Annotated in this window: 19 protein-coding genes and 1 pseudogene; 7 read left to right on the top strand and 13 right to left on the bottom strand. The window is 63.4% G+C overall.

All coding sequences use genetic code 11. The features are described from left to right. The first annotated feature begins 170 nt into the window (after positions 1 to 170). Positions 171 to 467, top strand: coding sequence for a DUF3144 domain-containing protein (locus ACI2KG_RS28075; protein WP_404664132.1), 297 nt, complete (start codon positions 171 to 173; stop codon positions 465 to 467). A gap of 236 nt (positions 468 to 703) precedes the next feature. On the opposite strand, the gene ACI2KG_RS28070 is transcribed toward ACI2KG_RS28075, so the two are convergent. Together ACI2KG_RS28070 and soxR are read right to left on the bottom strand one after the other, a co-directional pair. Then, positions 704 to 952: a CsbD family protein gene (locus ACI2KG_RS28070; protein ID WP_404664131.1), complete on the bottom strand. Its 249-nt coding sequence runs from the start codon at positions 950 to 952 to the stop codon at positions 704 to 706. 99 nt (positions 953 to 1,051) lie between these two features. Further along, positions 1,052 to 1,507, bottom strand: a complete 456-nt coding sequence (gene soxR / locus ACI2KG_RS28065) for a redox-sensitive transcriptional activator SoxR (protein ID WP_404664130.1) — start codon at positions 1,505 to 1,507, stop codon at positions 1,052 to 1,054. Positions 1,508 to 1,592: 85 nt separating this feature from the next. On the opposite strand from soxR, the gene ACI2KG_RS28060 reads away from it, so the two are divergent. Together ACI2KG_RS28060 and ACI2KG_RS28055 are read left to right on the top strand one after the other, a co-directional pair. Beyond that, the gene (locus ACI2KG_RS28060) at positions 1,593 to 2,690 is read left to right on the top strand and encodes an efflux RND transporter periplasmic adaptor subunit (RefSeq protein ID WP_404664129.1); all 1,098 of its coding nucleotides are present in this window, start codon (positions 1,593 to 1,595) and stop codon (positions 2,688 to 2,690) included. Continuing rightward, positions 2,687 to 5,767, top strand: a complete 3,081-nt coding sequence (locus ACI2KG_RS28055; RefSeq protein WP_404664128.1) for a MexW/MexI family multidrug efflux RND transporter permease subunit — start codon at positions 2,687 to 2,689, stop codon at positions 5,765 to 5,767. The genes ACI2KG_RS28060 and ACI2KG_RS28055 overlap by 4 nt, the downstream gene beginning before the upstream one ends. 170 nt (positions 5,768 to 5,937) lie before the next feature. On the opposite strand, the gene ACI2KG_RS28050 is transcribed toward ACI2KG_RS28055, so the two are convergent. The 4 genes from ACI2KG_RS28050 to ACI2KG_RS28035 form a co-directional block, all read right to left on the bottom strand. Continuing rightward, complete coding sequence (locus tag ACI2KG_RS28050) at positions 5,938 to 6,675, bottom strand: GntR family transcriptional regulator (RefSeq protein WP_404664127.1); 738 nt, start codon at positions 6,673 to 6,675, stop codon at positions 5,938 to 5,940. A 163-nt stretch (positions 6,676 to 6,838) separates the two neighbouring features. Further along, positions 6,839 to 7,219 carry a cupin domain-containing protein gene (locus ACI2KG_RS28045; protein WP_404664126.1) on the bottom strand — a complete coding sequence of 127 codons (381 nt, stop codon included), beginning with the start codon at positions 7,217 to 7,219 and terminating at the stop codon, positions 6,839 to 6,841. A gap of 72 nt (positions 7,220 to 7,291) precedes the next feature. Next, the gene (locus ACI2KG_RS28040) at positions 7,292 to 8,116 is read right to left on the bottom strand and encodes an AraC family transcriptional regulator (RefSeq protein ID WP_400617618.1); all 825 of its coding nucleotides are present in this window, start codon (positions 8,114 to 8,116) and stop codon (positions 7,292 to 7,294) included. A 19-nt stretch (positions 8,117 to 8,135) separates the two neighbouring features. Further along, positions 8,136 to 8,579 (bottom strand): acetyltransferase, encoded by a 444-nt coding sequence (locus ACI2KG_RS28035; protein ID WP_400617617.1) that lies wholly within the window; start codon positions 8,577 to 8,579, stop codon positions 8,136 to 8,138. A 645-nt stretch (positions 8,580 to 9,224) separates the two neighbouring features. Between ACI2KG_RS28035 and ACI2KG_RS28030 the strand changes: the two are divergent. After that, a pseudogene (locus ACI2KG_RS28030) lies at positions 9,225 to 9,485 on the top strand (alcohol dehydrogenase catalytic domain-containing protein); the annotation flags it as partial. Positions 9,486 to 9,581: 96 nt separating this feature from the next. Here ACI2KG_RS28030 and ACI2KG_RS28025 read toward each other — a convergent pair. The 5 genes from ACI2KG_RS28025 to lysA form a co-directional block, all read right to left on the bottom strand. Then, entirely contained in the window at positions 9,582 to 9,863 is a 282-nt protein-coding gene (locus tag ACI2KG_RS28025) for a hypothetical protein (RefSeq protein WP_404664125.1), read from the bottom strand. A gap of 30 nt (positions 9,864 to 9,893) precedes the next feature. Further along, positions 9,894 to 12,380, bottom strand: a complete 2,487-nt coding sequence (locus tag ACI2KG_RS28020; RefSeq protein WP_404664124.1) for a TonB-dependent siderophore receptor — start codon at positions 12,378 to 12,380, stop codon at positions 9,894 to 9,896. Between the two features lie 111 nt (positions 12,381 to 12,491). After that, complete coding sequence (locus tag ACI2KG_RS28015; protein ID WP_404664123.1) at positions 12,492 to 13,427, bottom strand: FecR domain-containing protein; 936 nt, start codon at positions 13,425 to 13,427, stop codon at positions 12,492 to 12,494. A 4-nt stretch (positions 13,428 to 13,431) separates the two neighbouring features. Next, the gene (locus ACI2KG_RS28010; protein ID WP_404664122.1) at positions 13,432 to 13,932 is read right to left on the bottom strand and encodes a sigma-70 family RNA polymerase sigma factor; all 501 of its coding nucleotides are present in this window, start codon (positions 13,930 to 13,932) and stop codon (positions 13,432 to 13,434) included. Positions 13,933 to 14,167: 235 nt separating this feature from the next. Next, a complete protein-coding gene (gene lysA, locus ACI2KG_RS28005) occupies positions 14,168 to 15,400 on the bottom strand; it encodes a diaminopimelate decarboxylase (protein ID WP_404664121.1) in 1,233 nt (410 codons plus the stop codon). A 122-nt stretch (positions 15,401 to 15,522) separates the two neighbouring features. On the opposite strand from lysA, the gene ACI2KG_RS28000 reads away from it, so the two are divergent. Next, positions 15,523 to 16,428, top strand: a complete 906-nt coding sequence (locus ACI2KG_RS28000) for a LysR family transcriptional regulator (protein WP_404664120.1) — start codon at positions 15,523 to 15,525, stop codon at positions 16,426 to 16,428. A 144-nt stretch (positions 16,429 to 16,572) separates the two neighbouring features. Here ACI2KG_RS28000 and ACI2KG_RS27995 read toward each other — a convergent pair whose 3' ends face one another. Further along, positions 16,573 to 16,926 (bottom strand): hypothetical protein, encoded by a 354-nt coding sequence (locus ACI2KG_RS27995; RefSeq protein WP_404664119.1) that lies wholly within the window; start codon positions 16,924 to 16,926, stop codon positions 16,573 to 16,575. Positions 16,927 to 17,200: 274 nt separating this feature from the next. Between ACI2KG_RS27995 and ACI2KG_RS27990 the strand changes: the two genes are divergently transcribed. Then, positions 17,201 to 22,066, top strand: coding sequence for an NAD-glutamate dehydrogenase (locus ACI2KG_RS27990; protein ID WP_404664118.1), 4,866 nt, complete (start codon positions 17,201 to 17,203; stop codon positions 22,064 to 22,066). 217 nt (positions 22,067 to 22,283) lie between these two features. Here ACI2KG_RS27990 and ACI2KG_RS27985 read toward each other — a convergent pair whose 3' ends face one another. Next, complete coding sequence (locus tag ACI2KG_RS27985; protein WP_012271263.1) at positions 22,284 to 23,102, bottom strand: pyruvate, water dikinase regulatory protein; 819 nt, start codon at positions 23,100 to 23,102, stop codon at positions 22,284 to 22,286. 191 nt (positions 23,103 to 23,293) lie between these two features. Here ACI2KG_RS27985 and ACI2KG_RS27980 point away from each other — a divergent pair. Then, a partial coding sequence (locus ACI2KG_RS27980; protein WP_404661149.1) for a hypothetical protein occupies positions 23,294 to 23,394 on the top strand: 101 nt, incomplete at its 3' end.

Here is a 23,394-nt window from a genome sequence, read left to right as displayed (position 1 = left end):
GTCGGTTTTGCAGGCAGTGGGCGCAAATAGCGATGGATACGTGTGATTCCGGTCATGAGGTGGTTTGCTTCCTTTTTCGTCATGGGTGATCCTTTTTCAGCCTTGCACGTATGCGCCGCGACATGCAAGGCTTGGCCTCCCGCTCGCATCCCGCAACAAGGTGAATTGCAATGACCCAAGCAACCGACCAGGCTTTTTACGACCGCGCCGATGCGCACATTGAGCTGGCCAACCAGCAGATCGAAAAGTTTGAAGACCTGGGCAAGGTAAGCGCCTCGCTGACCTTCGGTGCCGCACGTTTCAGCGCCTGGATGAGCGCCCGCAGCTTCAAGAGCGGCGCGGAACTGGGGGCTGCGCGGGAGGAGATCTTGAAGTACTTCTGCGAGCAGTACCGGATGATGCTCGAGGATAACCTGGACGAGCATATCGAGCATTTTGAGCAGTACATGCTGGGCAAGGAAAGCTGATCGCGATGCCCTGTGCGGCCTTGCGTCGCGATAGGGCCGCAAAGCGGCCCTTGCAAATCATGCGGTTAGCTCAAATTCTGGGGCTTCATCAGTCTCCAGCCATGCACCCAGGCGCGAGTGCGCGGGAGGCAGGATTAACTGGCCCGAAACAGATGTGGGAGCGGCCTTGTGCCGCGAAGCGCCGCGCGGGCGGCGCTCGATCGAACAGGCGCTGCTAATGGCGGGGAGAACCCGTATCAGCGCCTTAACAGACGAGAAACCACCAGCGTCAGCGCCGCACTTATGGCCAGCGCAGCGAACGGTTTTTCCTTGACGAAGGTAGAGACAGTGTCCAGCGCGTCACCATAAGTCTTGGTCAACTGGCCGGCAGCCTGACGGCCGTCACCTTCAGCTTCCAGGGCTGGGTCTTCGACCAGGCGGCCTACGGCGCTCTGTGCTTTGCCTGCAATGTTCTCGGCAACACCTTCAATTTGTTCGCGCTTCATGATGGTCTTTCCCTTCCTGTGAACGACAATGGGTTAACAGCACAGGGTTAGGGGGTGGTGGTGGCGGATTGGTTCCAAGCGATGTCTTGCTGGGACCTGCTAGCGGGCCTTTTTCTCCAGAATCCGCGCCCCGGTACCTTCCTTGGCCAGCACATCCTCGGGGTTGCGCAGCGGGCAGTCTTGCAACGACAGGCAACCGCAACCAATGCAGTTGTCCAGGCTGTCGCGCAGTGCCTCCAGGGTGCGAATACGCACATTGAGGTCTTCACGCCAGGCCGTGGACATCTCGCCCCATTGCGCCGCGGTCAGCTTGCTGTTGGGCGCATAGCGGCTGAACGCCTGGCGAATCTCCTCCAGCGGTATACCGGTGCGCTGCGCCACCTTGATGATCGCCAGTGTGCGCAGCACCAGCGAGGGATAGCGGCGCTGGTTACCTGCCGTACGCACACTGGCGATCAACCCCTTGGCCTCGTAGAAGTGCAGCGCAGACACCGCCACGCCGCTGCGTTTGGCCACTTCACCCACCGTAAGCATTCGCGTGTTGTCCGCTGCCATGCCTGTTGACCTCAAGTTAAGTTGAGCTCTTATAGTCCTGCCCGATCTTCCCCGCAACCGCTTTCCCTGATGATCGGAGCAGTGCATGAACAAACGGACGTTACTGGCCTGGGCTGGCGCTGTTGCCGGTGTGCTGGCCGTAGGCTACGCGCTGATGGGCAGCGGTTCGGCACCGCCGGTTGCCGCGGCATGGCCGGCGACCAAGGTGGCGTTGGCCACGGCCGAGCAGGTGCAGTTGGCGCGACAGAGCTTTGCGTCGGGTGAGCTGGAGGCGGTCAACCAGGTGCAGGTGGCGGCCGAGGCGGCGGGGCGTATCACCCGCATTGCCTTTGAGTCGGGGCAAGCGGTTACGGCCGGGCAGTTGCTGGTGCAACTCAACGATGCCCCGGAGCAGGCCTTGCGCGTACAACTGCGGGCCAGGCTGCGCAACGCCGAGGTGATCTTGCAGCGCAGCCGCAAACTGCGAGCGATGAATGCGGTGTCGCAGGAGCTGCTGGACAACGCCGCCACCGCGGCTGACGTGGCCAGCGGTGAACTGCAGCATGTCGAGGCGCTGATCGCGCAGAAGGCCATCCGCGCGCCGTTTACCGGCAAACTCGGCATCCGTCGGGTGCATCAGGGCCAGTACCTGGCCGCAGGCGAAACCATCGTCAGCCTGGCCGACATCAGCCAGTTGCACGTCAATTTCGCCCTGGGCGAGCAGGCTGCTCCCGAAGTGCACCTCGGCCAGGTGTTGGCGTTAAGTGTGGACGCTGTACGCGGGGAGCGCTTCGAGGCACGGGTAGTGGCCGTCGACCCGGTAGTCAGCAAGGCGCGCCTGGTGCAGGTGCAGGCCGCTTTGGCGAACCCGGGCGGGCAATTGCAGCCGGGCATGTATGCCGGTGTGCGCCTGGACGCGGCGCAGCCGTCGACTGTGCTGGCCGTGCCGGAAACGGCAATTACCTACACCGCCTACGGGCAGACGGTGTTCGTGGCGACCCAGGATGCGCAGCATGGCACACGGGTCGGCCGAGTGCGGGTCACTACCGGTGAGCGCTGGCAAGGGCGAGTGGAGGTGACTTCCGGCCTGGCACCGGGTGACCGGGTGGTGGTGTCCGGCCAGCTGAAACTGAGCGATGGCATGCCGGTCGAGCCGGTGGCGCAGGACAGCCTGCAGGCCAACCTGGGAGGGCTGCAGCCGTGAAGTTTACCGACCTCTTCGTGCGCCGCCCGGTGCTGGCGCTGGTGGTCAGCAGCCTGATCATCCTGCTGGGGCTGTTTGCCATGGGCAAACTGCCGATCCGCCAGTACCCGCTACTGGAAAGCTCCACCATCACCATCAGCACCGAGTACCCCGGCGCCTCCGCCGAGCTGATGCAGGGCTTCGTCACCCAGCCGATCACCCAGGCGGTGTCATCGGTCGAGGGTATCGATTACCTGTCCTCGTCGTCGCAGCAGGGGCGCAGCCTGATCACCTTGCGCATGGTGCTCAACCGCGATTCGACCCAGGCGCTGGCCGAAACAATGGCCAAGGTCAACCAGGTGCGTTATCGCCTGCCGGAAAAAGCCTACGACCCGGTGGTGGAGCTGTCGGCCGGTGATTCGACTGCCGTGGCCTACGTGGGCTTTGCCAGCCACAGCCTGTCGATACCGGAACTGAGCGATTACCTGTCGCGGGTAGTGGAGCCGCAGTTCTCCGGCATCGATGGCGTGGCCAAGGTGCAGTCGTTCGGTGGCCAGCGGCTGGCCATGCGCCTGTGGCTGAACAGCGAGCAGATGGCCGGGCGTGGGGTGACCGCTGCCGACGTGGCGCAGGCGGTGCGAGCCAACAACTACCAGGCAACGCCGGGCCAGGTGCGCGGGCAGTACGTGCTGGCCGATATCCAGGTAGACACCGACCTGAGCCGGGTCGAAGACTTCCGTGAACTGATCATCCGCAACGATGGCACCGACCTGGTGCGCCTGCGCGATGTCGGCACCGTCGAGCTGAGCGCGGCGGCCACCCAGACCAGCGCCACCATGGACGGTAAGCCCGCCGTGCATCTGGGGCTGTTCCCCACGCCGACCGGCAACCCGTTGGTGATCGTCGAAGGCATTCGCCAGTTGCTGCCGCAGATCCAGCAGACCTTGCCACCTGGCGTGACTGTGGCCCTGGCCTATGAGACCGCGCGCTTCATCGATGCCTCGATCCACGAGGTGCTGCGCACCCTGGTGGAGGCAATGCTGATCGTGGTGCTGGTGATCTGGCTGTGCCTGGGTTCGCTGCGCAGCGTGGTGATTGCGGTGGTTGCCATCCCGCTGTCGATGCTGGGTGCGGCGGGCTTGATGCTGCTGTTCGGCTTCAGCCTCAACCTGCTAACCCTGCTGGCGATGGTGTTGGCCATCGGCCTGGTGGTGGACGATGCCATCGTGGTGGTGGAGAACGTGCACCGTCATATCGAAGAGGGGAGGTCGCCGGTCGCGGCGGCATTGGCCGGTGCGAGGGAAATTGCCGGGCCGGTGATTGCCATGACCCTCACCCTGGCTGCGGTATATGCACCGATCGGGCTGATGGGCGGGCTGACCGGCACGCTGTTCCGCGAGTTTGCCCTGACCCTGGCGGGGGCAGTGATCGTGTCTGGCATTGTCGCGCTGACCTTGTCGCCGGTGATGAGCTCGCTGCTGCTGCAAGCCGGCCAGCAGCACGGCGCCATGGCCAGGCTGGCCGACCGCGTGTTCGGCGCCCTGACCGGGGCCTATGCGCGGGTGCTGGGCTACACCCTGGCGCATCGCTGGATCAGTGGCGGCGTGGCGCTACTGGTGTGCCTGAGCCTGCCCTGGCTGTACCTGCTGCCCCAGCGCGAGCTGGCCCCGCCCGAGGACCAGGCGGCGGTGCTGACGGCAATCAAGTCGCCGCAGCATGCCAGCCTGGATTACGTCGAGCGCTTTGCCCTGAAGCTGGACCGGGTGATGAAGGCCATCGACGAAACCACCGACACCTGGATCATCAACGGCACCGACGGCCCGGCCGCCAGTTTCGGCGGTATCAACCTCAGTGCCTGGCAGGCGCGCGAGCGCTCTGCCGCCCAGGTACAGGCGCAATTGCAGCAGGCCGTGGCGGATATTGAAGGCAGCAGCATCTTCGCCTTCCAGGTGGCGTCGCTACCGGGCTCCAGTGGTGGCCTGCCGGTGCAGATGGTGCTGAGCAGTGCGCAGGATTACCCAGAGCTGTACCAGACCATGGAAGTGCTCAAGCAACGTGCCCGTGACAGCGGCCTGTTTGCCGTGGTGGACAGCGACCTCGACTACAACAACCCGGTGGTCAAGGTACGTGTCGACCGGGCCAAGGCGGCGAGCCTGGGCATCAGCATGCAGGCCATCGGCGAGTCATTGGGTGTGCTGGTGGGCGAACAGTACCTCAACCGCTTTGCCTTGTTCGGGCGTTCCTACGACGTGATCCCGCAGAGTGTCGAGGACCAGCGCCTGACCCCGGCCGCGCTTAACCGCCAGTACGTGCGTGCCGAGGATGGCACCCTGGTACCGCTGGCGACTGTGGTGCACCTGGATATCGAAGTAGCGCCCAACCGGCTGTTGCAGTTCGACCAACAGAACGCCAGTACCTTGCAGGCGATCCCGGCGCCGGGTGTGTCGATGGGCAATGCCGTGGCATTCCTGGAGCAGCTCACAGCCGAACTGCCGCCGGGTTTCAGCCACGACTGGCAATCGGAATCACGCCAGTATGTGCAGGAGGGCTTTGCCCTGATGTGGGCGTTTCTCGCCGCGCTGGTGGTGATCTACCTGGTGCTGGCGGCGCAGTACGAAAGCCTGGTCGACCCGCTGATCATCCTGGTGACCGTGCCGTTGTCGATCTGTGGTGCGCTGCTGCCGCTGGCGCTGGGCTGGGCCACGCTGAACATCTACACACAGATCGGCCTGGTGACACTGATCGGCCTGATCAGCAAGCACGGCATCCTGATGGTCGAGTTCGCCAATGAGATCCAGCTGCGCGACAACCTCGACCGGGCGACGGCCATCGTCCGCGCTGCGCAGATTCGTCTGCGGCCGGTGCTGATGACCACCGCGGCGATGACCTTCGGCGTGCTGCCGCTGCTGTTCGCCAGTGGCGCCGGGGCCAGCAGCCGGTTCGGGCTGGGGGTGGTGATTGTGTGCGGGATGCTGGTGGGGACGATGTTTACTTTGTTCGTGTTGCCGACGATCTATGCCTGGCTGGCGCGGGATCACCGGGTGGCGACGGCGCGTGGGCGTCAGCTGGAGGAGGCTGAGCGGGTGTTGGGAACATGAAATGATTACCTGAGCTGCGCGATCCCTTGTAGGAGCGGCCTTGTGTCGCGATCGGGCTGCGAAGCAGCCCCAGCGATTTGTGTATCAGCGCTGCTATCCCGGGGCTGCTTTGCAGCCCGATCGCGACACAAGGCCGCTCCTACAGGGACCGCGCAAGGTTTTGAAGTTGGTTAGCCGGACGACCGATCCCTGCGCATCTGGGTCACCAGGGTAAACCGGTCATCCGGGTGCACCGTTTCGGATACCGCCATCAAATCCCCATTCTCCTCGCGGTAATGGCGGATGATCTTCAACCCCGGTGAACCCGCCTCGGCCTTGAGCGCCCGGGCCATTTCCGCTGTCAGCAACACTGCCCGCACCTGTTGGTCGACCACCGCGATCGCCCGGCCGTAGTGCTGCTCGATCAACCCGGCAATCAGCTGGTCGGGGTGCTCGCGGGCCCGCTCGATGACTTCGGCGTAGTCGCGTTGTGCATACACGTCGGTCCAGCACAGCGGCGCAGCATGGTGTGCGCGATCGACGCGGATGCTCGACACGCAGAAGTAATGCTCCCCTGGCACCAACCCCAGGCGCGCCGCCTCGCTCAGGTCAGCAACAAAGTGGCGCACGTCCTGGATTTCCCGCTGTTGGGTTTCTGCCAGGTGCGCCAGGTCCGCCACGCTGGCCAGCGACTGCGAATAGCCGCCGCGCGGGCTGCTGGCCTCGACCCGGGTGCCGACGCGCTTGCGCCGTGACACCAGCCCCTGGTTGAGCAACTGATCGATGGCGGCACGCACCGTGTGTCGGCTTACACCGTACAGGTCGCACAGCTCGAACTCGGTCGGCAGCAGGCTGCCCACCGGGTAACGGCCACTGGCGATGCCCTCCATCAAGTCGTTGGCCACGGTGGTATAGCGCGTCGGGTTCATACCTTTGGCCTGTCTCGCAAATTTCACGGGTTGGAAGTGTATCAGCGGCAGGGTAGGAACTCTGATGGCTGCCAGGCTAAAGCCGGTAATGCAGGCCAGGCGGCGACGGGATCTGGCTTTGGCCTGCTGTTCAGTGTCGCAAGCTTACAACGGCCGCTTCGATTCAGATCCAGACATCATTCACCGCCGTGCGCTGCCCCCCTTCATGCCCGGTGTTCAGAATGCCCCGTGGCTCGATCATCATCAGCTTTGCTTCGCCCTGTGCCGCGGTGCGGTGTTCGACCCCCCGTGGCACGACATAGAGTTCCCCGGGGTTGATGTGCACGCAGCCATCCGGCAGGTCGATGCGCAAGGTGCCTTCCAGCACCAGAAATGCTTCGTCCGTTTCCGGGTGCGCGTGCCAGATGAACTCGCCTTCGATACGCACCACCTTGAACTGGTAGTCGTTCATTTCGGCAACGACCCTGGGGCTCCATTGCTGTTCGATCAGCGACGCTTTGTGCAGCAGGTTCACAGGCTGGGATGGGAGATTGGCTTCAGGCATGACAATTCCTCGGTGAGTGGAGTGGTCAGCCTAGCGATCATGAGTAGCCGGTTTCTTGTACGATCCTGCAAGTCAGCGGGTAGGGCGCAGGCGCTCCAGCCAGCGCAAGGGCGATACGCCGTAGCAGCGAGTGAAATGCCGGGTCATGTGGCTCTGGTCATGAAAGCCGGCGGCGAGGGCGGCATCGACCAGGCTGAAACCGTCGAAGATCATGCGCCGCAAGCAGTCCAGGCGGCGTAGTGTGACGAAGCGATAAGGGCTGGTGCCGTACAGCGTGCGAAAGTCGCGCGACAGGCTCCAGCGTTCGCGGCCGCTGGCTTGTTCGAGCATGTCCAGGGTAATGCTTTGCTGCAGGTGTGCCATGATGAAGGCCCGGGCACGTTCGGCGGCCTGGTAGTCCAGGCGCTTGCGCCCGCGTGGTTTGCCACCGACGGCCAGCAAGGCCATGGCCAGGTCGTACAGGGCGTCTTGTTCCTCCAGCGGCTCCAACGGGTGGTCCACGGCCTGCACCCATGCCTCACTGGCATGGTACAGGCGTGGGTCACTGGACAGCCCGCCTGCGATGAAAGGCAGCGGCTGGCCACCCAGCACGTTCTGGATCAGTGCCGGGTCGATGTAGGCCATGCGGTAGCGAAAGCCTGCGTCGGTGCCGGCCATGCCGTCATGCAGCTCGTCCGGGTGCAGCACCAGGGTATTACCGGGTATGCCGTGGCGCAGCGAGCCCTTGTAGTGGAAGCTTTGCACACCGGCTAAGGTACGGCCGATCGAGTAGGTATCGTGGCGATGCGGGTCGTAGCCGTGGCTGCCGAACCAGGCCTCGATACGCTCGATACCGCCGGGCTGGGCACTGCGGATCACCCAGTCGGACGGTGGCGGCGGGTTGGCTTTACGCTCCATCGCGGTGTGCGCCTGTTGCTCACGCTCCAGCGGGCAGGCTCATGTGCAGCAAGGGGAACGGCCGGCCTTCGCCATCCAGCGGTGAGCGGCCGGTCTGGACGAAGCCATAGTGCTGGTAGAACCCGACAGCCTGCGGGTTCTGCTCATTGACGTCGACGCTCAGGGTGCTGCGCGACTGGCGGCCGAAATCCAGCAGTGCGCGGCCAATGCCCTGGCCGTGACGCTCGGGGTCGACGAAGAGCATTTCCACGTGGTTTTCGTTGAAGCCGATAAAGCCCAGCGGCTGGTCATTGGTGTCTACTGCAACCCACAGCTCGACGGCTGGGAAGTACGCATCGCGCAGTTGCGGCAACAGCGCGTCGATGTCGGAGGGTTGCAGAAAGTGGTGCGTTGCGCGCACGGCGCGCAGCCAGATGTCGAGCAGCTGCGGGTAGTCTGCAGCGATGCCTTGGCGAATGATCATGGGGTCATCCTGAATGTATTGATGGCGGATGGGCACGCCGGTAAGTGGCGGCCATGCGGGGTCGGCATCGTGAATGACCGCTTCGCGAGTTAACGCCTGGGCGGTGCACGGCAGGGGAGGCCGGGAAGGGAAGAGGGGGCAATGTTAACTAAATTGAATCGGGAGGGGCAAGCAACCTGCTCAGCCTGCCGGCCTATTCGCGGGTGAACCCGCTCCTACAGGTTTGGCGTTAGGCTTGAAGGCAACGCGGTCTCTGTGGGAGCCGCGCTTGCCGGCGATGGGCTGCGAGGCAGCCCCAATGCAGGCGACACCCTTCTGACGGATTGTGACCCGGGGCTGACGTAATGCCAGTCAGTCAAGGCGAGGTGTTCGCCGTAGCTTTAGCATCGCCTATGCGATCGAGCGCCGCCCGCGCGGCGCTTCGCGGCTCAAGGCCGCTCCCACATCTGTTTCGTGCCAGTTTCTTCTGTGAGATCACCTGAGCCTGCCTTGTTTGTTCCCTTCGATATCGAAGGGTGCGCCGCTGCTCCTCATCAATCTCCAGCCATGCACCCAGGACGCGCGCACCAAAGGCACAGGCATAATTGGCCCGAAACAGATGTGGGAGCGGCCTTGTGCCGCGAAGCGCCGCGCGGGCGGCGCTCGATGTCACAGGCCCTCAACATCTCAAGGCAAGCACCTGTCGGCCCTTACTGCTTACCTTTGCAACCACTGCGCATCACCCGCCGCGCCCCCGGCGCGCACGATGTGCAAATCGAAATCGCCTAATGCGGCATTTGCCACTCGGACCTGCACCAGGTGCGTTCGGAGTGGGAAGGTACGCAGTACCCGTGCGTGCCCGGGCACGAAATCGTCGGCCGGGTAACGGCGGGCCGAGCACGGCATTGTTGCCGACATCGAGTTGGTACAGGCGGGGGATATCAACGATGCCTACGAGCGCATGCTGCGCGGTGAGGTGAAGTACCGCTTCGTCATCGACAACGCCAGCCTGGCGACTGCGGGCTAGTGCACAAGCCTCAGGGCGTTGTGCAAATAAGCCAATGTTCGCTGAAAGACCGGGTGGCAATCGGCATAGGGCAGGTCGTCGAGTGGTGCCCAGAAGAAATCGAATAGATGGCCATGGTCATCCAGCGTCTGGTGTGACCAGTGTGCGGGCAGTTCGCCCGGCACCTGGCACAGCTGAAACGACCAGACCTGGCCGAGGTGTCCGGCATCCCAGCAGCCCAGGATCTCCGCACAGATGCACAAATTGCCGGGGCTGCTTCGCAGCCCATCGCGACGCAAGGCCGCTCCTACAAGGGGCCGCGTCGGTGTTTAGAACGCGCCCTGCAGCGTCACCATGAAGTTGCGCGGTTCGCCGTAGAAGTTGCCCCAGCCCGGCGCGCCGATGGTGGCGTAGTACTTTTTGTCGAACAGGTTGTTGCCGTTGACGGCAACGGTCCAGTTCGGGTCAAGCCGATATTGCACGCGGCCGTTCCACACGGTGTAGCCGGCTTGTTCGACACGGGTAGTGCCGGTGGTGCGGAAGTTTTCGCTCTGGCTGTTCAGGCCGGCACCCACGGTCCAGCGTTCAAGCGCGCCGTCCAGCTGGTAATCACCCCACACCTTGAGCATGTGCCGCGGGATGAAGCTGGAGGTGAAGGTCAGCTCGGTGGGGTCGCTGTCCTCGATGGTCTTCAGGTACTTGGTCTGGGTGTAGGTGTACCCCGCCAGCAGTTGCAGGCGCTCGATCGGCGAGCCGCTGATCTCGGCCTCGAAGCCCTGTGCACGGACCTTGCCACTGTCGGTGTAGCAATAGCCGTCGCCTGACGGGCAGGTCTCGATGTAGTCACTTTCCGCGCGGTGATTCTCGAGGGTGCGGAACAGGTTGAACGAGGTGTTCAGCGCGCCGCCCAACAGCTCGCCCTTGATGCCTATCTCGTAGTTGGCACCGGTCTTGGGCTGGAGCGGTTGCCGCTCGGCATTTACCTTGTCGCTCTGCGGCTGAAAGATGTCCGCGTAGCTGGCATAGGCGGTCCACTGGTCGTTCAGGTCGTACAGCACGGCGGCGAACGGCGTGACCTGGCCGTTTTCCTGGCTGCGGTTATTCACCCAGTAATCGTAGTACTGGGTATAGGAGTCGCTCTTGTTGCGGTACCAGCTTACCCGTGCGCCCAGTACCAGGGTCAGCGGCTCTGCCAGTTTCAAACGCAGGTTGGCGTAGGTGCCGTATTGGGTGGTGGTGGAGTCGGTTGGCACACTGCCACCGCGCGTCGGGTTGACCAGGTAATCGGCCTTGGACGGGTGTGGAAAGTTCGCAGTGGGGGCGAACGGGTCCTGCTTGCCGTCCAGCAGCATCAGCGCGAAGTAATCGTGGGTTTTCTGCCGGCTGGCGTTGGCACCGATGATCAGTTCGTGCTGCAGGCCAAACGCCTCGAACTTGCCATCAACATAACTATCGAAGCCGTAGTCGTCCTGGTCGTAATCGAAACGGCCGGCTCGGACGCTCATGCTGGCGGTACTGGCACCGACCGGTACCGCGCCTTCGGAGTACGCGTATTCGATGTCCTGGGTGTTGTGGGTGTAGATCGAGGCGAAATTCAGCGTCCAGTCATCATTGAACCGGTGCTTGAGGTCGGCATAGCCGGTAATACGCTGGCTTTGCAGGTCGTTCCAGCTGGCGCCCAGGCAGGTGGAGCGCGACAGTTTCAGGTCACTGCCATCGGCGTAGCGAGGCACGCCGGCGTAGCACGGTGTGGCATCGACATCCTCGTAAGCCAGGCCAAAGCCGAGGGTGGTGTCGTCGCTGACGTCCCAGTCGATGGCGCCGTACAGCACCTGGTCCTGGCGCTTGGCAACGTCATAGAAGTACTGGCGGTCCTGCAGTGCCGCCACTGCCCGGCCACGCACGGTCCCCGAATCGTTCAGCGGGCCGCCTACGTCGACCTGGCCGCGATAGTTGTCCCAGCTGCCGGCAGACAGGGTGACGGTGGTCGCGGCCTTGTCCTGGCCGCGCTTGCGCACGAAGTTGACGCCGCCGGCAGAGGAGCCGGAGCCCTTCATCATGCCGGCCGCCCCCTTGAGGATCTCGACCCGGTCATAGAACGCCATGTCGCTGGAAAAGCTGTTTGCCTGCACGTAGTTGCCGCCCACGTCCAGTGGCACGCCGTCGTACTGGTACTGGCCGTCGAGGTTGAAACCACGCGAATAGAAGTACTTGCCGCCCATGGGCGAGTCGTAAACGGTAATGCCCGGGGTTTTGTCCAGTACCTGTTCCAGCGTGTTGAGGTTCTGGTCGTCGAGCATCTTGCGGGTCATCACGGTGACCGACTGCGGGGTTTCCTTCAGCGTATGCACACCCTTGCCGATGGTCACGGCGCGAGCGGTATACGACTGGGTGCCTTCGCTGGTCGCATCCAGCCGGTTGGCGTCGATGTTCAACGGCCCCAGTTCCATGGCCGTGCCATTGTCGGCAGGCACCAGCACATAACCGCCGTTGCCCTGGCGCTGCGCCTGCAAGCCACTGTTGCCCAGCAGCCGTACCAGCCCTTCCTCAATGCTGTAGCTGCCCTCCAGGCCAGTGCTGGTGAGGTTGTGCGTTTGTGCGGTGTCGAACGAAATGGTCACGCCCGCCTGCACGCCGAACTGGGTGATGGCATTGCCCAATGGGCCAGCGGCGATATGGTAGGCGGTCTGGCTCTGCGCCATGGCCTGGGCAGGCATCAGCAGCGCGGCCGGTGCGCTGGCCAGGGACATGCCGAACAGCACCAGGCGCACAGCCTGGCTCAGCGTGGTTGCAGGGGTGGGGTGCAGGTGGGGCATTACGTGATCCTTCCGAGTCATGGCAGAAAGTCGCTGTCGTCGCGGCTTGTGTCAGGGACGGACGAGAATCGAAATCAGCAAGATTTCACTGAAAGTTTTTTCAACGGCTGTTCAGGCAGGTTCCACGCTGACCCAGTAGCGGCTGAGATAACGCACCTTCACCGGCAGGGTTTTCGGCAGGTTGGCCAGGGCGATGTCGGTGTTGTCGATGCGAAACGCGCCGGAAATGCTCATGGCCTGGATCGACGAGGCGCAGCGCAGCACCCCTGGCCGGTAGCGCCCTAGCTCTTCGATGAAATCGCCCAGGTGCCAGTCGTTCACGCTCAGCATGCCTTGCAGCCACGCCGTGGAGTCGGCGGGCAGGGCATGGGGGCTGGTGAAGTCGTCGGGGCCGAAGCTCACCTGTTGCCCGGCTTGCAGTTGCAGCACCCGGTCCAGATGGCGTTGCGGACGCACCTCGACCGAGGCCTGCAGTACACCCACCCGCGTCTGCTGCGCGAGTTTGCGAATACTGAACGCGGTACTGCGGGCAAGGATGCTGCCATCGTCGGTGTGTACGATGAACGGGCGCTGCTGCCGGTCGCTGACCGGTTTCACCAGGATTTCCCCCTGGTACAACTGGATCGCCCGCACCTTGGCGTCATAGCGCACGTCCAGCGCGGTACCCACGTTCAGTTCCAGTTGCGAGCCGTCTGCCAATTGCAGGGTGCGCCGTTCGCCGGTGCCGGTACGTTGCTGGGCCAACAGGGCGTGGTAGGGCACCTGTTCAGCTGCCAGCCAGCCGCCGCCACCCATGGCCAGCAGCAGGCTCAGCACTTTCAGCACGTCACGGCGCTGTGCCTGGGCTGCCCCCAGGCTGGACAGCGCCGCCTGCGCCGGCACCATGGCCCATTGCTGCTGGAGTTTTTCCACGCGTGCCCAGGCGGCGGCATGTTGCGGGCTGGCCTGCAGCCACTGGCGCCAGGCCTGGGTGCGGGCGTCGTTGCTGGCACCGTCGTTCAGTTGTACATACCAGGTCGCGGCGGCTTCGAGCGTCTTGAGTTCCATGTGCTCAGCCTTCGACTGCCAGCAGGCAGCGGGTCATGGCCTTGATCAGGTGATTCTTCACGGTGGTGACCGACACGCCAAAGCGCTCAGCCGCTGCCCCGTAGGTCAGGCCTTCGAGTTGCACGGCCAGGAAGATGGCGCGGGTCTTGGCACCCAGTTCGTCGAGCAGGCTGTCTACTGCTACCAGCATTTCGATGATCGACAGGCGCACCTCGGGCGAGACTTCCACCGGCTCCGGGCGCAGGGCCAGGGCCTGCAGGTAGGCCTGTTCGATGGTGCGACGGCGGCCCTTGTCGATCAGCAGCGAGCGGGCGATGGCGCTGAGGTAGCTGCGTGGCTCGCGGATCGGCAATTGATTACGGGCAGTCATCACCCGCAGGAATGTGTCGTGGGCCAGGTCCGAGGCATCGGCGGCATTGCCCAGGCGGGCGCGCAGCCAACCCTTCAGCCAGCTGTTGTTCTCGCTGTACAAGTGGTGCAGGGCCTGGGAATCGAGCGTCGACATGGCGTCAAGACCGCATTATTAATGGGAATTGATCGCATTGTTATTGGGGGAGGATTCGATTGCAAGGGCCTTGCAGTGCCGACAGGGTTTACGCGGTCGTTGTAGGAGCGGCCTTGCGTCGCGAAAGGGCCGCAACGCGACCCCGGCGATTGTGCATGGGGTATGAAGACCGTGGGGGTGCTTCGCACCCCGATCGCGACGCAAGGCCGCTCCTACAGGGGATCGTGCATGCTTGTTAGAACCCAGCCTCCAGGCCCAGCAGGTCCTGCACCGTCTGCCGCCGGCGGATCATGCGCAGGGCGCCGTTCTCGATCAGGAACTCTGGCAGTAACGGTCGGCTGTTGTAGTTCGACGACATCGACGCGCCATACGCGCCGGCGTCATGAATGACCAACAGGTCGCCCACTTGGGCCTGGGGCAGGTCTTGCGGGGTCAGCTCCTGGTCATCCTGGGTGAACACGTCACCCGACTCGCACAGCGGCCCGGCCACCACGGTCGGCTGGCGTGGGCGGTCCACCGGCTGGCCGTTGGCATCGAGCAGGGTCATGCCGTGGTAGGCACCGTACATGGCCGGGCGCATCAGGTCGTTGAAGCCAGCGTCGATCATGACGAAGGTATTGCGCCCCACCTGTTTCACTGCACGCACCTCGGCCACCAGGTAACCGGACTCGGCCACCAGGAAGCGGCCAGGCTCGATCTCCATGCGCACCGGGTGGCCGAGCATCGCTTCGATTTCCTTGCGTGCTACCGCCCAGGTCTGGGCATAGCGTTGCAGGTCGACCGGCTTGTCGGTGCTGCGGTACGGGGTAGACAGCCCGCCGCCGATGGAAAACGCCTCGATGTCCACGCCCAGGCGGCCGATCAGCTCGATCATCGAGCGGGCCACCTGCTCCAGGTGCTGGTAATCCACCCCGGAGCCGATGTGCATGTGCACGCCCACCAGGTGCAGGCCATGGGCCTTGATCACCGCCAGCGCTTCGTCCAGTTCTTCATGCCAGATACCGTGCTTGCTGTTTTCGCCGCCGGTATTGGTCTTGCGGCTGTGGCCATGGCCGAAGCCCGGGTTGATGCGGATCCACACGCGGTGGCCCGGGGAACGCTCACCCAACTGGCGCAGCATGTCGATTGAGCCGGCGTTGACTTCGATCTGTTCTGCCACCACCCGCTCCAGGGTCGGCCGGTCCAGCGCATCGCAGGTCAGCACCACACCCGCCGGGTCGCCCGCGACGCTGGCACCGGCAGCGAAGGCCCGCTCCATTTCGCCCAGCGATACCGCGTCCAGCACCAGGCCGTGGCCACGCATCAGGCGCAGCACGTGCAGGTTGGGGTTGGCTTTCTGGGCGAAGCGTACGGTGTCGAACACCTCCAGCTGTGCCACGCGCTCAGCGATGGTGCTGGCATCGTAGGCCCACAGCGGCGAGCCGTGCTGGCGGACCGCCTCGGCCAGGAGGGTGAAGGTTGCAGTCATGGTGGCGCTACTCCTATCAGGAAGGCCCTCAGCATGAGGTAAAGCGCGAATTCATAAAAATAGCTATTTTTCTACCGGCTATTCATATCTGATATGGCTGTTGTCATCTCGCAGGCCTTACAGTGAAACTCTCCATCCGCCATATCGAAGTGTTCCGCGCCATCATGGCGGCGGGCAGCGTCACCGGTGCAGCGCGCCTGTTGTTTACCTCGCAGCCCACCGTCAGCCGTGAACTGGCGCGGCTGGAGCAGGTGACCGGGCTGAACCTGTTCGAGCGCGAGGGTGGCCGCCTGGTGGCGACGGCCCAGGCGTTGCTGTTGATCGAGGAGGTCGAGCGCGCCTACGTCGGGCTGGAGCGGATCGACCGCTTTGCCCAGGCTATTCGCAATTTCGAGCAGGGCCGGCTGGCCATCACCTGCCTGCCGCTGTTCTCGCAAACGCTGCTGCCCAAGGCTTGCCAGCGCTTTTACCAGCAGCACCGAGGGGTGAGCGTGAGCATCCTGGCGCAGGAGTCGCCGTTGCTGGAGGAGTCACTGGTGGCCCAGCAGCATGACCTGGGCCTGACCGAGGTCGAGCAGATACCGCGCGGTGCCTATGGCGAGTTGCTCTTCAGCGCCAACATGGTGTGCGTATTGCCCGCGCACCACCCGTTGCAGGCCAAGGCCGAGCTGGAGCTGAGCGATTTCCATGAGGTCGACTTCATCAACCTGGCCAGCCTGGACACCTACCGCCAGCGCCTTGACCAGCACTTTCGTGCCGCGGGGGTAAACCGCCGCACGGTGATCGAGACCACCAGTGCGGCGTCGGTGTGTGCGATGGTGCGCCAAGGCCTGGGGGTGGCGATCATCAACCCGCTGAGCGGGCTGGAGGCGGCGCAGGGCGGGCTGCCGATCCGCCGCTTGCGGGTGTCGGTGCCGTACCAGGTGATGCTGATCCGGCCGGACCATAGGCCGGCTTCGGCTGCGGTGGAGCCGTTTTGTGAGGCGTTGCGGCAACAGGCGCAGGAAATGCAGGCGGCGTTGATTTAAGGCCAGGCATGCTCTTTGTAGGAGCGGCCTTGTGTCGCGAAAGGGCCGCAAAGCGGCCCCAGGATTCCAGCGTCACGGCATATATTGCCGGGGCCGCGTTGCGGCCCTTTCGCGACACAAGGCCGCTCCTACAATGGACCGCGTTCAAATTTCGCAGACAAGGGTTCCGGTCCCGGCCAGAATGTTCTCCAGGGTTTCCTTCACCTCATCCAGGTCACTCAGTTCGCTGGTCAGGTTGATCTCCAGCACCTCGTCGCCCTTCAGCGCATCACGGTCGCCGGCCGCCACTTCGATCAGCAGGCGCTTGGCACTCAAGGTCACTTTCAGCCCATCCAGCGTCGACGGCTCGTCATCCAGGGTCAGGTCGACGGTGTCTTCGTCCGGGTAGCGGGTCAGCAGAAACATCTGACCCTTGTCGCTGTGGCAGCACAGGGTCGCCATGTTGTCTTCCTCGTCATCGCAAGGGGTGGCGAACAGCAGGGCAGTGTTGATTTGCATGATCAGGCTCGGATCAAAGGAAACGGAAGGGAATTCTGACAGTCTTGGCTACATGCATAAACGTAAAGTTACCGCCCCTTGACCGAAATTGTCGCAGCGCTGCAAGCCTTGATGACCGATCAGTCGTTAAGCTTCGCCCAGCCCTGGGCGTGCCTGCGCACGTTCAACGCCTGGTTTTTACCGTCCGCCTTGCCACGGGTTGGCTATCGTTGATCCGTACATGGCGCACGCAGCGACGCTTCAACTATTACAAAGCCCAAGCGGAGTACCACAGATGGCGTTCTTCACCGCAGCCAGCAAAGCCGACTTCCAGCATCAACTGCAAGCGGCCCTGGCGCAGCACATCAGCGAACAGTCCCTGCCACAAGTGGCGCTATTCGCCGAGCAGTTCTTCGGCATCATCTCTCTGGACGAACTCACCCAGCGCAGGCTTTCCGACCTGGCCGGCTGCACCCTGTCAGCCTGGCGCATCATCGAACGTTTCGACCCCGAAACCCCGCAAGTGCGGGTGTACAACCCCGATTACGAACGTAACGGCTGGCAGTCGACCCATTCGGTGGTCGAAGTGCTGCACCACGACCTGCCGTTCCTGGTCGATTCGGTACGCACCGAACTCAACCGCCGCGGCTACAGCATTCACACCCTGCAGACCACCGTGCTCAGCGTGCGCCGTGGCGCCAAGGGCGAGCTGCTGGAACTGCTGCCAAAAGGCAGCCAGGGCGAGGGCGTGCAGCATGAGTCACTGATGTACCTGGAAATCGACCGCTGCGCCAACGCCGCCGAGCTGACCGTGCTGGCCCGCGAGATCGAGCAGGTGCTGGCTGAGGTGCGGGTGGCGGTCGCCGACTTCGAGCCGATGAAGGCCAAGCTGCGTCAAGTGGTGGCCGAGGTGGAACAGACCGCCTTCGGCCCGGCGCAAAACGAGAAGGGCGAGGTCAAGGCCTTCCTGGAATGGCTGCTGGACAACCACTTCACCTTCCTGGGCTATGAAGAATTCACCGTCAAGGGCGACGCCTCCGGTGGCCAGATGGTCTACGACGAGCAGTCGTTCCTCGGCCTGCCGCGCCGCCTGCGGGTGGGCCTGACCGCCGAAGAGCTGCGCATCGAAGACTACGCCGTGGCCTACCTCAACGAGCCGCTGCTGCTGTCGTTCGCCAAGGCCGCGCTGCCTAGCCGCGTCCACCGCCCGGCCTACCCGGACTACGTGTCGATCCGCCAGCTGGATGCCGACGGCAAGGTCATCAAGGAGCACCGCTTCATGGGCCTGTACACCTCGTCGGTGTATGGCGAAAGCGTGCATGCCATTCCGTATATCCGCGTGAAAGTGGCCGAAGTGGAGCGCCGTTCGGGCTTCGACCCCAAGGCCCACTTGGGCAAGGAACTGGCCCAGGTGCTGGAAGTGCTGCCGCGCGACGACCTGTTCCAGACGCCGATCGACGAGCTGTTCACCACGGTCATGGCGATCGTGCAGATCCAGGAGCGCAACAAGATCCGCGTGTTCCTGCGCAAAGACCCGTACGGCCGCTTCTGCTACTGCCTGGCCTACGTGCCGCGGGAAATCTACTCCACCGAAGTACGGCAGAAGATCCAGCAAGTGCTGATGGAGCGCCTGAAGGCCAGCGACTGCGAGTTCTGGACCTTCTTCTCGGAATCGGTACTGGCCCGTGTGCAGCTGATTCTGCGGGTCGACCCGAAGAACCGTATCGATATCGACCCGCAGCAACTGGAGCGCGAAGTCATCCAGGCCTGCCGCTCGTGGCATGACGACTACTCGGCGCTGGTGGTGGAGAACTTCGGCGAAGCCCAGGGCACCAACATCCTTGCCGACTTCCCCAAAGGCTTCCCGGCCGGTTACCGTGAGCGCTTTGCCGCGCACTCGGCGGTGGTCGACCTGCAGCATGTGTTGAACCTGACGGAACACAAGCCGCTGGCGATGAGTTTCTACCAGCCGCTGACCCAGGTGGGCGAGCGCATCCTGCACTGCAAGCTGTACCACGCCGACACGCCGCTGGCGCTGTCCGACGTGCTGCCGATCCTGGAAAACCTCGGCCTGCGCGTGCTCGGTGAGTTCCCGTACCGCCTACGCCATGCCAGTGGCCGTGAATACTGGATCCACGACTTTGCCTTTACCTACAGCGAAGGCCTGAGCCTGGATATCCAGCAGCTCAACGACACCCTGCAGGACGCCTTTATTCACATCGTCCGTGGCGATGCCGAAAATGACGCCTTCAACCGCCTGGTGCTCACCGCTGGCCTGCCATGGCGCGACGTTGCCCTGCTGCGCGCCTACGCCCGTTACCTCAAGCAGATCCGCCTGGGCTTCGACCTCGGCTATATCGCCAGCACCCTGAACAACCACACCGACATTGCCCGCGAGCTGACCCGGTTGTTCAAGACCCGCTTCTACCTGGCGCGCAAGCTCACCCCGGACGACCTGGACGACAAGCAGCAGCGCTTGGAACAGGCTATCCTGACCGCGCTGGACGACGTGCAGGTGCTGAACGAAGACCGCATCCTGCGCCGCTACCTGGACCTGATCAAGGCCACCCTGCGCACCAACTTCTACCAGCCGGACGCCAACGGCCAGAACAAGTCGTACTTCAGCTTCAAGTTCAACCCCAAGCTGATCCCCGAGCTGCCCAAGCCGGTACCCAAGTTCGAGATTTTCGTCTACTCGCCACGGGTCGAGGGCGTGCACCTGCGCTTCGGCAATGTTGCCCGCGGCGGCCTGCGCTGGTCCGACCGCGAAGAAGACTTCCGCACCGAAGTGCTCGGCCTGGTCAAGGCCCAGCAGGTGAAAAACTCGGTGATCGTGCCAGTCGGCGCCAAGGGCGGCTTCCTGCCGCGTCGCTTGCCGCTGGGCGGCGGGCGTGACGAGATCGCCGCCGAAGGCGTGGCGTGCTACCGCATCTTCATTTCCGGCCTGCTCGACATCACCGATAACCTCAAGGACGGTGGCGTGGTGCCCCCGGCCAACGTGGTGCGCCACGACGATGACGACCCGTACCTGGTGGTGGCAGCCGACAAGGGCACCGCGACCTTCTCCGACATCGCCAACGGCATTGCCATCGACTATGGCTTCTGGCTGGGCGATGCCTTTGCCTCGGGCGGTTCGGCCGGTTACGACCACAAGAAGATGGGCATTACCGCCCGCGGCGCCTGGGTGGGCGTGCAACGCCACTTCCGCGAGCGCGGCATCAACGTGCAGCAAGACCCGATCACGGTCATTGGTGTCGGCGACATGGCCGGCGACGTGTTCGGCAACGGCTTGCTGATGTCCGACAAGCTGCAACTGGTGGCGGCGTTCAACCACCTGCACATCTTCATCGACCCCAACCCGGAGCCTGCGTCCAGCTTTGCCGAGCGCAAGCGCCTGTTCGACCTGCCGCGCTCGGCCTGGAGCGACTACGACACCAGCATCATGTCCGAAGGCGGCGGGATCTTCCCGCGCAGTGCCAAAAGCATCGCCATCAGCCCGCAGATGAAAGAGCGCTTCGCCATCGAAGCCGACCGCCTGACCCCGACCGAGCTGCTGAATGCGCTGCTCAAGGCCCCGGTAGACCTGCTGTGGAACGGCGGCATCGGTACCTACGTCAAGGCCAGCACCGAAAGCCACGCCGATGTCGGCGACAAGGCCAACGATGCGCTGCGGGTCAACGGCAACGAACTGCGCTGCAAGGTGGTCGGCGAGGGCGGCAACCTGGGCATGACCCAGCTTGGCCGTGTGGAGTTCGGCCTCAACGGCGGCGCCACCAACACCGACTTCATCGACAACGCCGGCGGCGTGGACTGCTCCGACCACGAGGTCAACATCAAGATCCTGCTCAACGAAGTGGTGCAGGGTGGCGACATGACCGAAAAGCAGCGCAACCAGCTGCTCGGTAGCATGACCGATGAAGTGGCCGGCCTGGTGCTGGGCAACAACTACAAGCAGACCCAGGCGCTGTCGCTGGCCGCCCGCCGCGCCCGCGAGCGAATTGCCGAGTACAAGCGCCTGATGGCCGACCTGGAGGCGCGCGGCAAGCTGGACCGCGCCATCGAGTTCCTGCCGTCCGAAGAGCAATTGGCAGAACGCCTGGCTGCCGGCCAGGGCCTGACCCGCGCCGAGCTGTCGGTGCTGATCTCGTACAGCAAGATCGACCTCAAGGAGCAGCTGCTCAAATCGTTGGTACCGGACGACGACTACCTGACCCGCGACATGGAAACCGCCTTCCCGCCGTCGCTGGTCAGCAAATTCGCCGAGGCCATGCGCCGCCACCGCCTGAAGCGCGAAATCGTCAGCACCCAGATCGCCAACGACCTGGTCAATAACATGGGCATCACCTTCGTCCAGCGCCTGAAAGAGTCGACTGGCATGAGCCCGGCCAATGTGGCCGGGGCTTACGTGATCGTGCGTGACATTTTCCACTTGCCACACTGGTTCCGCCAGATCGAGGCGCTCGACTACCAGGTGCCGGCCGAAATCCAGCTGACCTTGATGGACGAGCTGATGCGCCTGGGCCGCCGGGCTACCCGTTGGTTCTTGCGTAGCCGGCGCAACGAGCAGGATGCCGGGCGTGACACCGCACACTTCGGGCCGAAGATCGCGCAACTGGGGCTCAAGCTGGACGAACTGCTCGAAGGGCCGACCCGCGAACGCTGGATGGTGCGCTACCAGGGCTTCGTCGAGGCCGGTGTGCCGGAGTTGCTGGCGCGCATGGTGGCCGGCACCAGCCACCTGTATACCCTGCTGCCGATCATCGAAGCAGCCGACGTGACCGGGCATGAGCCGGCGCAGGTGGCCAAGGCGTTCTTCGCCGTGGGCAGCGCGCTGGACCTGACCTGGTACCTGCAGGAAATCAGCAACCTGCCGGTGGAGAACAACTGGCAGGCACTGGCCCGCGAGGCGTTCCGCGACGATATCGACTTGCAGCAGCGGGCTATCACTATCTCGGTCCTGCAGATGGCCGATGCCCCGGACGACATGGACGCCCGTGTTGCACTGTGGGCCGAGCAGCACCGGGTGATGGTGGAGCGCTGGCGCGCCATGCTTGACGACCTGCGCAACGCCACCGGCACCGACTATGCGATGTACGCGGTGGCCAACCGCGAGCTGGTCGACCTGGCCATGAGCGGGCAGGCGGCGGTGGTGCCGTCCTGAGCTTGAGCTGAAATAAAAAAGCCCCGGCAGCGATGCCGGGGCTTTTTATTAGGGGCTTGCACAATCCCTGTAGGAGCGGCCTTGTGTCGCGAAAGGGCTGCAAAGCAGCCCCGGCGATATGTGCGGCGTAGCTAAAATCCTGGGGGCGCTACGCACCCCTTTCGCGACGCAAGGCCGCTCCTACAGGGCCTGTGCAGGCTTCAAGGGTTGTGCAGGCTTACTTGAACCTGCGCTCCACCCCTTTCTCCACCAGAATCTTCGCCGAAATCTCCTCCACCGAAAAATGCGTGGAGTTGATGTTGGGAATGTTCTCCCGCCGGAACAGGCTTTCCACCTCTCGCACCTCGAACTCGCACTGGGCAAAACTCGAATAACGGCTGTTGGGCTTGCGCTCGTGGCGGATGGCCGTCAGGCGGTCAGGGTCGATGGTCAGCCCGAACAGCTTGTTGTGGTGTTTTTTCAGCACCGCCGGCAGCTGCAGGCGCTCCATGTCGTCTTCGGTCAGCGGGTAGTTGGCGGCGCGGATGCCGAACTGCATGGCCATGTACAGGCAGGTTGGGGTCTTGCCGCAACGCGACACACCCACCAGGATCAGGTCGGCCTTGTCGTAGTAATGGGTACGCGCGCCGTCGTCGTTGTCGAGGGCGAAGTTCACCGCCTCGATGCGCTCCATGTAGTTGGAATTACCGCCAATCGAGTGCGATTTACCCACGGAATACGACGAATGGGCGGTCAATTCCTGCTCGAGCGGGGATAAAAACGAAGAAAAGATGTCGATCATGAAGCCGTTCGACGTGGCCAGGATCTCGCGGATGTCCTGGTTGACGATGGTGTCGAAGATGATCGGGCGCACCCCGTCGCGCTCGGCCGCAGCGTTGATTTGCTGGACCATGGTTCGCGCCTTGTCGGGTGAATCGATGTACGGGCGGGTGAATTTGTTGAACGGAATGCTCTCGAATTGCGCGAGCAGACTCTGGCCCAGGGTTTCGGCAGTGATACCGGTGCCGTCGGAGATGAAGAACGCGGTTCGTTTCATTTGCGATCTGGGCCTTAAGCTGATGAAGATTCTTGGATATGATAAGTTCGGTTTGCCGAATGCGGCTGTCGTCATTCTGCCACATTTGCAAAGCCTATTTTCCAGGTACAGGCCACAAACGCCCGGCCAAGTCATAGAAGACAGGCGGGCGCCTTTTGAGCTTTTCCAACACAGTTAGTGGAGAGATCACCTTGGTAGAGTACGTAGTTTCCCTCGATAAGCTCGGCGTCCATGATGTAGAGCATGTGGGGGGCAAGAACGCATCCCTGGGCGAGATGATCAGTAACCTCGC

It is taken from the genome of Pseudomonas sp. NPDC089407 (assembly GCF_044900445.1).
Lineage (GTDB): Bacteria > Pseudomonadota > Gammaproteobacteria > Pseudomonadales > Pseudomonadaceae > Aquipseudomonas.
Note: the sequence above shows the minus strand (reverse complement) of the source record. Positions and strands in the feature narration are given on the sequence as shown.